Genomic DNA, 11,483 nt, shown 5'->3' with positions numbered 1-11,483 from the left:
CCGAAGGCTTCCACCGAACGCTGTCTCCTGGACCAACTAAGAGCCGACTGTGATGGGTCGTTCACAGACGGTCAATCAGTGCAGTAGGGGGTGTGTAAGTCTCTCACGGCGAGTGGCTTCGCCGCGACGACGTAACCGCCCCATGCGCGGGTGTCGACCGAATCGGCAACGTTGCCTGCCGTGTTGCTCAGCCGGACGCCCTGCAGGGCGGTGAAGTACAGGTGCTCTCCACCGCTTGCGGTCCGAGTGCGGTAGGTGCTGGGGACGGCGTGGCCGGCACCCTCGCAGAGCGCCCCGAAGGGTGCCGCGCCGCAAGGCGCTTCCGAAATAACCTTGTTCTTGGGCACGTCCAGCTCGACGATCGGCAGACCGGACAGGCCGGTGGCGATACCGACGTTGAACGGCGCCCGTGACCAGGAGGCGCGGATACGGTCAGGGTCGTGGTGGCGCGCTGCTCCCACGCAGGAACCGGTCCGCCTCCGCATGGACCGTCCCCTCGGGCCACACGACCGTCCACGACCGCCGCCCGTCTTTCCGCTCGATCTGCTGGACCCGCAAGTCCCCGACCGCCACACGCCGTGCCACTCGTACTCCGTACCGACTCCAGAACATGGCAGACGTCCCGCACACGGTCGGTAATCAAGCCCGGGATGACCTGGGCGCAGTCCCAGACGGACATCACGGGCAGGACTACCTGTGGTCGGTAAACTCGATCACCACCGGGCTGCCGTTCTCGTCCAACCCCAGGGTGTCGATCCGTCCCCGGTGTCAGGGGCCGGTCGCGTACTCCGATGCCAGGAACCGGATGCCCAGCATCTGCTCCAGGCCGGCCTCGACGCGTCGCTGCAACTGAACCTCCAGCGCCACAGTCGAACTGGACAGCGCGACATCCCGTCCGTCCGCGTCCCGGCGGAACATCATCGGCTCGGCCACCAGCGCCCCTCCCGCGATCTCTGTAGAGGGGAATCATGGGGACGCTGTGAGTATTCCGCCGCTAGGTAGCGGGAAGGGCGGCTTGGGCCGTTACGCCCATGCCACGGGCAGGCGTCAGTGAGTGGCTCGAAGTCCTGACTCGCATCAGCATTCGAAGCCCTCCGGGTCCTCCCCGAACGCTCTGGGCCTTCCAACTCGACCGACGGGATCGGCCGACTGCAGGACGCTGGCATCACCTCGGGGCGGAAGCCGATGCCGCGGACGAGGTAATGGCATGAGCCTCGGCGACTATGCCGCCACGAGCAATGCCCGTCTGTGGAGGGGTATTTATGACCGGACTCCTGGTGATCTTGTCAGTGTTTGTCCGTATGATTGACCTTCTCTGGAGTTACTGGGGGGTCGCTTTCGGTGCAGGGGTGGGCGCCGCGTAATATTCTCGGGGCGCCTGGGGCGTCCCAACCGATCCAGTCATCCGAGGTGGACGCCGGATTCTTGATCTTGCCAGAGGTTGTGTGATCTCCTGGTGCTCGTTCTTCTCGTCCGATGGAGGTTGGCGCAGTGCGCAGGCAGCACTATGGGGTGCCTCTGGAGCGGAGCGACTGCCTGGAGCTCAGGCGTCACAGGAACAGCTGCAAGCCAGAGAGCTTCGGCAAGTGGCTCGGTGGCTTCGGTGCTGGCAAGCGTCTGGCCGTCGACCTCTTCTCTGGAGCGGGTGGACTGAGCCTCGGACTGGAGCGAGCCGGGTGGACGGTCGCAGCCGCGGTCGACTTCGACGAGCGGGCGCTCCAGACGCACGCCGCGAACTTCCCCGGCATGAGCCTTGACATGGACCTGGGCAATCCTGACGAGCGTGACAGGCTCGTCGAGATGCTGGCGCCAGCCAAGATCGATCTGGTGGCCGGCGGCCCGCCGTGTCAGCCGTTCAGCAGAGCTGGCCGGAGCAAGATCCGCAGCCTCGTGGAGCATCACGGCCGCGATCCCCATGATCGCCGCAAGGAACTCTGGAGCGCCTACCTCGACGTCGTGAAGCGCCTCCGGCCGCGTGCGGTCCTCATGGAGAACGTGCCGGACATGGGTCTCGGCGATGACTTCTTTGTGATACGCACCATCGAGGAGCAGCTGGAGGACCTCGGCTACGCGACGCAGGTCCGTCTCGTCGATGCGTGGAAGTACGGCGTTCCGCAGCACAGGAAGCGACTGATCCTGCTGGCGAGGAACGATGTGGAGCGCTTCTCGTGGCGGCAGGAGCTGGAGCACGATCAGCGGACCACGCTGCGTGACGCCATCGGTGACCTGCCGGTGCTGTCCGTCGTGCCCACCGAGCGTGTCGGGCAGCGTGAACTCCCGTACGAGGAGCCGTCCGAGCTATCCAAGTTCGCTCAGGACATGCGTAAGTGGGCGCGCAAGGACCGGGTGTGGGACCACATGACCCGACGGGTCCGGAAGGACGACGCGGAGATCTTCTCCAGCATGGACTCCAAGACCCTGTACTCGGACATCTCCCCGGAACTGCAGCGCTACAAGGCCGACCACTTCACGGACAAGTACAAGAAGCTCGACTGGGCGGACCTCAGCAGGTCGATCACCGCCCACATCGCCAAGGACGGCTACTGGTACATCCATCCCGACCAGGACCAGCCGCGCACCCTCACCGTGCGGGAGGCCGCGCGGGTGCAGACCTTCCCGGACAGGTTCCGCTTCGCCGGCACGCGCAGTGACGCCTTCCGCCAGATCGGTAACGCGGTGCCGCCACTCCTTGGCGAGGCTGCGGCGGAGGCCCTGCTGCCCGTGGGTGACGAGCAGCCGAGCGAGGGTGGACTCCAGCCGCACTGGCGTACGGTGCGAAGGGATCTGACCGCCTGGGCCGAAGAGCGGCGTGAGTCGGAGGACTGGCACCAGCTTCCGGGCGATCAGATGTCCGGGTTGCAGGCCGCAGTCGTGGCCATACTGTCCGGGACCCGGATGCAGCCCGCGCAGCTTGCGGAGATGGTCGGGGTCGTGCGGGGGCAGACGTCCCTGAGCAAGGCCGCGCTCGAGACACTTACTGCGGCGGCACCCTCCGAGGCAGCGAAGGCCCGGGTCGCCCGGCTTGCCGCGATGATCGGCAAGTCGAGCGACTGGGGCGATGAGGAGAAGGTCCGCGAGCACCTGAAGCTGAAGCCGGCTGAGGCGACGGTCTACCGGCTGCTGGTCGGCGAGGATCTCCTGTGGGTCGGGCAGGGGGCGCTGCGCGTCGCCGCCCGTCTGCACGGCAGCGATTCGGATCGCACGAACAGGCTCAGCGACGGTCGAGTGGACTTGGTGAAGCTCGTCGGAGCCGGCGAGGACGCGCCTCTGCGCATGGCGGCGCTTCGGCTCATCGGAAGCAGCTTCTGTCGGGCCAAGGAGCCGCTCTGCGAGGTGTGCCCCCTGAGCAAGTACTGCGTCGCCAGGGAGAGCGTCTCGGGCGACCTGTTCACGGACGCGTTGACCGGGACCCACGGACGGGAGGCGGTGCCGACCCAGGCTCGCGAGTCTGGTCGCACTGCCGGGCGACGCTGAGCGCAGCGCGCTCGACGTCCGCCCGGATCTCGCACTCCCAGACGCGGACGACGGTCCAGCCGGCGGCCTCGGCTGCTGCGGTGTTCCGGCGGTCGCGCTCCTTGTTGGTCTCGATCTTGGCTTCCCACAAGGCGGCGTTCGGGCCGCGGAACGTCTTCGGGCCGTGCACAGGACAACCGTGCCAGAAGCACCCGTCGACGAACACCGCCACGTCGTACCTGGGCAGGACGAAGTCCGCCGTGCAACGGGCAGCCACCTTGCGCTGTAGACGGAACCGGAGGCCGAGCCGGTGTACGGCACGCCGGAGGGCCACCTCAGGTTTCGTGTCGCGGGCGCGCCGACCGCGCAGATGGCCGCTCAGCTCCGTGCTGACCCACTCCGCGCTCGTGGTGTCCTCACGTGCTGCCATACCTCAGCCCCAGCCCGTCGTCGGCCTACGAGTGTGAGGGTGCCACACTCGTCCCATGCTTCGTGAACCCGCAGAACTCCGTGTCGACGATCACGGCCGGGTCGAGCTCCCCGTCGGCCTGCTCGCGGAGGCGGGCATCGCACCCGGGGCGGACCTCCTGGCCTTCAGCGACGGGGACGGGCGGATCGTGCTCCGCCGCGCCGAGGACGCCATGAGGGACCTGCTCGAGCGCGGGGAGCTCTGAAGGCCGGGACGAGTCGGACCTACGGACCGGGGACGAACCCGAGCGAAAGCGCCTCGTTGCGCGCGTGCAGTGCCTGTACCGCCTGTGGCTCGGGGATCTCCTGTTCGAGTTCGAGTCGTCGGCCGACGTACTGCGTGAGCTGGCGCTGCGAGGGATCCAGGTTGTGCGTCTCCTTCGCCCATCGCTCGATGGCGTACCACTCGTCCGCCGGGATCGACGTCACCTCGTCACTCGCCCCGCGATCGCCTTCCGCACCGCCCGCCAGGGCCTCGTCGTCCAGCGGATGATCACGGAGCTCGGCCTCCAAGCCGTGAGGCACGGACCAGGGCACGCGGGAGACGGCGTCCCAGCAGACGGGCTTCTTGGCCCACTCGCCCACGTGGTTGCCCTCACGTGGCCTGGTGACGACCCGCATGACCCGGGGGCACAGGTCGTCTATCGCGGCTTCGAGGGCCGACGAGACCCTCTGTTCACGCCAGATCCTGTCGAGATCGATGCGCTGTTCCGTGGCGAGCGCCAGACGGGCCATGGTGTAGGTCGTGATCATGCTCTTGTAGCTACCCGCCTCGTGGTTCGCCGCGATGCGGTCGACCGCCTTGAAGAGGACTGCCATGGCTATCACGCGCTGGCAGTACCGGACGTCGACCCGAGGGGGAGCCTCGCTGATCCGGTCCATGAACGCGACGAAGTTCTTCTGCGCGCCGCGGCTGACGCTGAACGGGAGGAGACTCCAGGAGTTGACGTACTTCGCGAGGTCCGCCTTCGTGAACTTCCGACTGGTCGGGTTGAGTTTCTTGAAGGTGCGCTGCTTCGCCGGTGTCCGGGCCTTGGCCACCTCGTCGGTGTACTGGCCGCGCGCCCTCTCGTAGAACCAGTGGGTCTCCTGGCCGCTGCTGTCCGTCGCCGGCGCCCACAGGGATCGGGTGATCCGCTGGACGGCCACGTGGTACGCGTGGTTCGAGCTGAAGTCGACGAGCGTCACGCGGTTCTGGGTGTTGGAGTACTCGGAGATCATCGGGACGATCTCCGAGAGCCGCTCGGGAGAGACCTCCGTCAGCTTCATCTGGACGGTCACGTGAGACAGGTCGGCCTTGTCCCGGCTCGAGGCGTAGTGCAACGAGGCCGTGGTCTGACCGCCGTTCACCACCTGGAGCCCGTGCACCCGGGAGACGCCCGTGGGGGTGCCGTCCGGGCCGTGCACGAAGTCGACCTGGGACGCGGTCGCCGTGATGCCGTTGTTGTACGCCAGGAACCTGCCCGGTGAGTGCAGCAGGGTCTCCCTGATTCCCCGGTTGACCGATCCGCGGGCCTGCAGGAAGGACCGGACGTTCAACTCGAGAAGTCTGGTCCCGTACTCCCCGTACAGTTCGGCCAGTCTCCGGCCGGGGATCACGGCCATGGTCACCGAGTGGTCCGGCTCGCTGCTGGGCGCCGAGACGCAGGGCAGCGGAGGATCGAACGAGACCACGATGGGCTCGCTGATGCTGCCGGACGTCTCGTGGCGGTGCAGCCGCGCCAGGTCCCATACCTCGTGGGTCACGGGAAGGCCGTCGAACTCGGTGGGCGGGAAGGAGGTACTCGTGCCGACGCGGTTGCTGAGCAGGAAGAGCCGGATCCTACGTACCTCGGTGAGCGCCTTCTCCACTGCCGCGCACATGTCGTACACGTCGAAGGACTCGTCGATGTGCTGACGCAGCCCGTCCCGACACCGGCGGACGAACGTCAGCAGGCGCCTGAACGCGGTCTCCGCCTGCCCCTTCGTGAGTCTGGACTCCAGCGGGTCCAGGTCGAAGTCGGTCACGAAGAGGTCGAGGCACTCCCCGGAGTCCCCGATGCCGTACCCGTGCACGAGATGGCCGTGGGCCGAGTGGTAGGCGGTGAACGTGTTGGACACGATGCCGGCCCGTTCCAGGTCCTCGAACACGCGCCGCGTGAACGCCTCCGGGGTGGTGGTCCCCTCGGCGTCGGCGGTGGCCTGGACGTCCGTGACGACGTCGTGGGCGTACTGGGACAGGTCGAGCTCAGGCATGGGGTCCCCCGATCAGTGCGGTCACCTCTTCGGTCGTGGCGCGGTGGTGGTCAAGTCCCGAGGTGTTCACGTGGTACGAGCACTCACCGACCCCCTCGGGAAGATCTGCCTCGACGAGTCTCGGGAAATTCTCTCCCACGTGCCAGAAGCGTAGGTCGCGAACGGTGTAGCGAGGCTCCTCGTAGACGTCTCGCTGGCCGGGGAGATAGCCGGCCTGCACGAGACGACCGTCGAAGGCGGCTCGGACGACAGGGCTCGTGAGCTGCTCGCGTATGCGGTCCACCAAGCGGTTCAGACTCTCTCCTGATCCACCACGCCGTTCGTCGAGCATCGCCAACGCCAACAGGAGCGCAGGCGTCCCGGCGTCGTCCAGCTGGCGCTCGCTGGCGATCCGGATGCTGCGGGGCCGTTTGGCGGTGCTGGCCTTCGCCTCGACGGCGACTCCGGGCAGCTGGAAGTCCTGGTTGGCGCCGCTCGGCCCCGTCCAGGCGTCGACGGCCTCGGCCGGCCCGACGGCGGGCAGGATGTGGTCGCGCAGCACCAGGAGCTCGCCGACGAGTCCACGACGGGCCTCAGGGCCGAGACCGTCTCTGCCGACGGCGCGAAGGAGGTCCTGCCACCGCTCGAACCTCTCCACCGCTGCTGTCAGGGCTGCTGCGGCCCCAGGGGCCTCTCGGACCGTGTCAGCCACGTCCGTGACGAGCGGGTTGAACACCTCGCGCAGCTCGTCGGCGGTGAGGACCACCTGGAGCTCGTACTCGAGACGCGACACGGCACTCACGTTCATCTCCAGCCCGGCAGCGCGAGGCAGCTGGCGCACGGAGCGCACGATGTGGTCGGCGGAGCGGGCGTCCGCCCTGAGTACGAGCATGCGCTGCTGTGCCGGATGGGAGACGGAGAGGAAGACGTCCAACGGGGCGTCTGGGTGCAGGCGGATCCGGGAACGACCCGGGGCACCCTGGGGTGCCTCCAGGTCAAGCCACTCGGACTCGGTGACGGTCACTCGTCGTCCTCCCCGTCGTCGAGGGCGTCAAGGCCCTCCTTCTGCCAGATGGCGTTGACCACGTACTCGGTGTCGGACTGGTGCTCGGAACGCGGGAAGCTCGCCTTGAAGCCCACCAGCGGCGTCCGGGCCTCGCCGTCCTCGGTCGCCAGCCGCTCGACCAGGTAGACGAGCAGCAGTGCCTGGTCGGCTCGGCGCTGCCAGCGGACGTGGTCTCCCGAAGGCGACTGGGGCACCTTCTCCCGCTTCTTGATGGCTGCGGCCTTCTGTGTCGCTTCCAGGGCGGCTTTCACCTGGTCAGGATCGAGGTCGAAGAGGTACTCGTCGGGAGGGCTGAGCAGGCGGCGGATCGTGTACCGACCGTCGCTCTCGACGTCGTTGAGCGCCGAGCGCTTCACGGGCCCCAGGCTGTAACCGGCGATGCCCTGCGGGTTTTCGGCTGCCTGCTTGCCGACCAGGATCACCGTCCACTGCGGGAGCTCACCTACGGCCATGCACTGTTCGATGTACTTCGCGATGAAGCGGGGACGAACCCTCTGGGCCATGCGGTCGGTCTCGTAGCGGGTGAGGAAGTCCACGACAGCGTCGGAGGGCACCTGCTTCCACGTCACGTTGGCGCCCGCCGTCTTCTGGTCGGCGGTGGCCAGGCCGTCGAGCCTGCGTACGAAGTCCCCGAGCACCTTGAGGTTGTGTTCCGGGACACCGTCGGAGAGGTTGAAGATCACCGTCTCCGGTCCCTCCCCGGAGTAGCTGAGCATGACCTTCGTGCCCTGGCGCATCTTGTTGGCAGCCGTGACGGCGAGGCCCAGAGAGGAGGCGCGGACTTTCAGACCGAAGTACCTCGGACTGAGGTTCAACGCCGCCATCTCCTCGACCTCACGACGCAGTTCGTCGGTCGCGGCAGTCACCTCGATGTACTTCGCCTGCAGATCGGGAGTGGTGTACAGGCGGCAGAGGTCCTCGTGCCCCGGCCGGTATCCGAACCAGCGTCCCATCTGGAGCAGGGTGTCGTACGTGCTGGACGTGCGCAGGTAGTAGCTGACCGTCAGCCCCTCCAGGGTGAGACCCCGGGAGAGCTTCTGGCCTCCGATCGCGATGACCGACAGACCGGTCCTGCGGTGCTCGTAGTAGTCGAGTGCGTCGCGGGAGGCGCCGTTGACCGTCTTGACCACGATCTTCCGTAGCGCGGGCATGAGCTGGCTCGACACGTCCTCCCAGGTGACGCGTCGGGCCTCGTCCGCGGGGAAGTGGTCCGTGGTGGGGACGAAGTCCCGTTCCCACAGGGCCCGGAACTCGGCCATGCGCTGCGGTGCCTGTCCGTACCGGTCGCGGAGCGAGTCCACGAGGAGCCGCAGGTAGTCGTCCACCTGGTCGCGGACGATCCCTTGGACCGCCGTGAAGCGGGTGACGTGTACCAGCATGGAGTTGTGCACCTTCGTCTGTCCGCGCACCCGCCGTGCAGCGTTGGCGAGGACGAACGAGGCGATCGCCTCCCGGAGGGACTGTGGAAGGTCGTCGGAGGGGACGAAGGAGGACTTGTGCTTGCTCGGGATCCAGCTCTCGGCGTCGTTCACGGGGCGTACGAGCGGAAGCGGGGGCACGTCCTCCTCGTCGTCGTTGTCGACCTGGAGACCGAACACCCGCTCCGGTCCGAGGTAGTTGGTCGGAGAGGGCAGGGTGCGGATGAAGCTGTCGGGGAAGAGGTCGGCGCCGAGTTCGGCGTGGTCGACGTCGGGATCGATGTAGATGTTGGCGAACGGGGTGGCGGTGTACCCGACGTACGCCGACTTCTCGAAGCTCTTCATGAGCTCACGGATCGCACCGTTGGTCTTGGTCGGATCCGCGTCAGGATCGCGCTTGGTGTTGATGGAGGCGTTGTCCGCCTCGTCGTCGATGACGAACAGCGGGATGTCGCGTACGACCTTGTTCCCGCTCTCGTCCTCCGTGCCCTGGACCTCGGTCACCCACGTCCGCAGGTACTCGAGGATCTTCCAGTGCTTCTTGACGACGAGAACGACCGGGAAACGGCCGAGCGGGAAGTTGACGGCGTTGGCCGCCTGTCGGCCGAAGTCGCCCTTCTCCGAGCTGTTGGTGGGGGACGCGATGTCGAGCTTCTTGACGCCCGGCATGCGGCCAGCACCCATGAGGCGGGATTTGCCGTTCTGGTTGGACCGTTGCTGGTGCTGGGTGTCGAACCCCAGGAGCCCCTCGTCGACACGCAGTTGGGTCTGGCTCCGGAGGTCGTTGTGAATGCCGGCGAGGATCACCACGAACTGGTACCCCGCGTCCACGGCCTTCGCGGCGAGCCCGATGTACTGGCCGGTCTTGCCCGACTGGACCTGCCCGATCACCAGGCCCGTCCGGCGCCACGAGCCGACACGGCGCGGGTCCTCGAGCTGGCTCAGGACCTCGTCCGTGCTCTGGTCCAGTCGGCGCACGACGAGCGGAGGGAGGTTCCGGACGTCCTCCAGGTAACGGCGGTAGCGTTCCCAGAAGTCCCAGGCCCGGTCGTTCTTGGCTTCGGGCAGCCAGGGCTCGTGCCCGCTGTCGCTCTCCAGCCCGGAGGAGCCCTCCTGGAAGACCGCCGTCAGGACCTCGATCTCCTTGGCCAGCTGGTCGCGGTCGAGAACCTCGCCCTGGCCGGCCAGCATCCCGAAGATGACGGTGACCGCGTTCTGCACCTCGTCCGGTGTCGGCTGACGGTCCTGCGACAGTAGTGCGAGAACCAGGCGGCGGGCCTTGGCAAGGGACTCGAGAGAGTCCTCGGGGGTGGAACTCACAGCAGACCTCCGGCTGGGCGGGAACGGCATGGGGCAGGCTAGGGGCGGGCACTGACAACGGGCTCACCCGTTCCAGAAGCCCTGCATCTGGTCGAAGGGGGGCATCGTCCGGAGGCGTTCGCGAGCGGCCGCAGGCGAGCGGCCGTCTGAGACCAGTGCCTCGTAGATGCGCTGTGCGACCTCCGTGGCCTCGGCGTCGGCGGGCCCGGGGCCCCCGAAGGGCTCGGGGTCGTCGCTGGTGTCCGTCTCGTGCATCACGCGGAGGGCGGTGACCGGTACCGTCTCCTCGAGCAGACGGATCAGGGCACGGACGTCATCCGAACCGGCACCGCCAGCGCGCATAGCTGCCTTCACCAGAGGGTGGCCCCGGTTGATCCGGCAGGTGACCTGGTCGTCGACACGGCGGACGTTCCACGCGTACACGAGCGGATCCCCGTGTGTGCGCGCAGCGATCTGCCCACGGTGCCGAAGCACGTCGGCGGCCCTTCTCCTGGCCTGCAGGGCGATGCGCCGTAGATGAGAACGCAGTGCGACGGGCGGAACGACACTGGACTTCCGGACGTCGACCCCCCACTCGACATCCGTCTCGGCGGGGATGTCCACGGCGATCCGTGCCAGGTTGTACTTCTCCTCGCGGCGCAACCCGCGCTGTCCGAGCCAGTCACCGGCAAGGATCAGACGGTCCCGGCGGTAAACGTAGAACCCCTGCTGGTCGAGCCACCCACGCGGGCCGCCGGCCTTCTCGTACTCGTCCGGGGCGAGCCTCTGGGCACTGGGGAGGACGAACGCCTCCACCCGTACGGAACCCGCCCCCAACCGCAGACGCTCGACCGGAAGCGGTTGTACGGACGGGTGACGGGACAGGAACGGATCCCATGGCTCGACGGGGCTGCCCGACACACGCAGGTCGCGACGTCGGCTTCCGGTGAGGAACCTGCCGAAGACCATGCCCAGATGGGACTCCGTGCGGGCGGCCTCCGCGTAGAACTGCTTCTGTGTCCGCTCGTCCTCCACCGTCACCGCGTCGACGTGGTAGCCGTTGAGGCGCCGCCACAACACGACGGTGCCGTGGTCCGCCTCCCCCCGGATCCTGTCGAGCAACTCAGTGGTCGTCTCGTCCGCGCCGCGTAGCAGCCGCCACTCGCCCGACCTCTCGACGACGTCGAGGTCCCACGTGCGCACGTGCCATTCGCCGGCGGTGGCGGTGGCGACGGTGAGCTGCCGGGCCTGTGAGAACGAGGCCGACTTGAGGCCGACGCCGAAGCGCCCCAGGTCCGTAGAGCTTCGGGGCGTCGCAGGGCCTCGCGCGGCCACGGTCATGGCGGTCACGAGCTCGCCGGCGGTCATTCCGGCGCCGTCGTCGGCAACGGCGATCCAGGAGTCCTGCCCGGCCCAGGTGAACTCGACGTCGACCGTGGACGCCCCCGCGGAGATGCTGTTGTCCACGAGATCCGCGATGGCGGCAGGCAGGGAGTACCCGAGCGAACTGAGCGAGGCGACCATGCCCGCCGGCTCCGGAGCCGCTATGTCGTACATCATGCCGA

The 11,483-nt window shown here is 67.7% G+C and carries 7 protein-coding genes and 2 pseudogenes; 2 read left to right on the top strand and 7 right to left on the bottom strand.

Annotation, left to right across the window (positions count from 1 at the left end):
* Window positions 1-119 precede the first annotated feature (119 nt).
* Window positions 120-517: pseudogene (locus ACFP2V_RS05260) on the bottom strand (bifunctional DNA primase/polymerase); the annotation flags it as partial.
* Between the two features lie 188 nt (window positions 518-705).
* Window positions 706-933: pseudogene (locus ACFP2V_RS05255) on the bottom strand (DUF5655 domain-containing protein); the annotation flags it as partial.
* A 543-nt stretch (window positions 934-1,476) separates the two neighbouring features.
* On the opposite strand from ACFP2V_RS05255, the gene ACFP2V_RS05250 reads away from it, so the two are divergent.
* Window positions 1,477-3,474, top strand: a complete 1,998-nt coding sequence (locus ACFP2V_RS05250) for a DNA (cytosine-5-)-methyltransferase (RefSeq protein WP_381206124.1) — start codon at window positions 1,477-1,479, stop codon at window positions 3,472-3,474.
* Here ACFP2V_RS05250 and ACFP2V_RS05245 read toward each other — a convergent pair.
* Entirely contained in the window at window positions 3,389-3,883 is a 495-nt protein-coding gene (locus ACFP2V_RS05245; RefSeq protein WP_381206121.1) for a very short patch repair endonuclease, read from the bottom strand. The two genes, ACFP2V_RS05250 and ACFP2V_RS05245, sit on opposite strands and share 86 nt — an antisense overlap.
* A 55-nt stretch (window positions 3,884-3,938) precedes the next feature.
* Here ACFP2V_RS05245 and ACFP2V_RS05240 point away from each other — a divergent pair, with 55 nt between their 5' ends.
* Entirely contained in the window at window positions 3,939-4,127 is a 189-nt protein-coding gene (locus tag ACFP2V_RS05240) for an AbrB/MazE/SpoVT family DNA-binding domain-containing protein (RefSeq protein WP_132850658.1), read from the top strand.
* Window positions 4,128-4,146: 19 nt separating this feature from the next.
* On the opposite strand, the gene ACFP2V_RS05235 is transcribed toward ACFP2V_RS05240, so the two are convergent.
* The 4 genes from ACFP2V_RS05235 to ACFP2V_RS05220 form a co-directional block, all read right to left on the bottom strand.
* A complete protein-coding gene (locus ACFP2V_RS05235) occupies window positions 4,147-6,156 on the bottom strand; it encodes an AIPR family protein (RefSeq protein ID WP_381206117.1) in 2,010 nt (669 codons plus the stop codon).
* Window positions 6,149-7,159, bottom strand: a complete 1,011-nt coding sequence (locus ACFP2V_RS05230; RefSeq protein ID WP_381206114.1) for a PD-(D/E)XK motif protein — start codon at window positions 7,157-7,159, stop codon at window positions 6,149-6,151. The genes ACFP2V_RS05235 and ACFP2V_RS05230 overlap by 8 nt, the downstream gene beginning before the upstream one ends.
* Window positions 7,156-9,939, bottom strand: coding sequence for a Z1 domain-containing protein (locus tag ACFP2V_RS05225; protein WP_381206111.1), 2,784 nt, complete (start codon window positions 9,937-9,939; stop codon window positions 7,156-7,158). Before ACFP2V_RS05225 ends, ACFP2V_RS05230 begins: the two co-directional genes overlap by 4 nt.
* 63 nt (window positions 9,940-10,002) lie before the next feature.
* The gene (locus ACFP2V_RS05220) at window positions 10,003-11,478 is read right to left on the bottom strand and encodes an ATP-binding protein (RefSeq protein WP_381206109.1); all 1,476 of its coding nucleotides are present in this window, start codon (window positions 11,476-11,478) and stop codon (window positions 10,003-10,005) included.
* Window positions 11,479-11,483: the final 5 nt, after the last annotated feature.

Origin of the sequence: Streptomyces incanus (genome assembly GCF_042656345.1) — a bacterium.
Lineage (GTDB): Bacteria > Actinomycetota > Actinomycetes > Streptomycetales > Streptomycetaceae > Streptomyces > Streptomyces incanus.
This window is presented reverse-complemented; position numbering and strand designations above follow the sequence as displayed.

Bases quoted from the DNA above. Each gene is read 5' to 3' on its own strand.
- ACFP2V_RS05240 (WP_132850658.1), top strand. From the start codon at position 3,939: ATGCTTCGTGAACCCGCAGAACTCCGTGTCGACGATCACGGCCGGGTC.
- ACFP2V_RS05235 (WP_381206117.1), bottom strand. From the start codon at position 6,156: ATGCCTGAGCTCGACCTGTCCCAGTACGCCCACGACGTCGTCACGGAC.
- ACFP2V_RS05250 (WP_381206124.1), top strand. From the start codon at position 1,477: ATGGAGGTTGGCGCAGTGCGCAGGCAGCACTATGGGGTGCCTCTGGAG.
- ACFP2V_RS05220 (WP_381206109.1), bottom strand. From the start codon at position 11,478: ATGATGTACGACATAGCGGCTCCGGAGCCGGCGGGCATGGTCGCCTCG.
- ACFP2V_RS05245 (WP_381206121.1), bottom strand. From the start codon at position 3,883: ATGGCAGCACGTGAGGACACCACGAGCGCGGAGTGGGTCAGCACGGAG.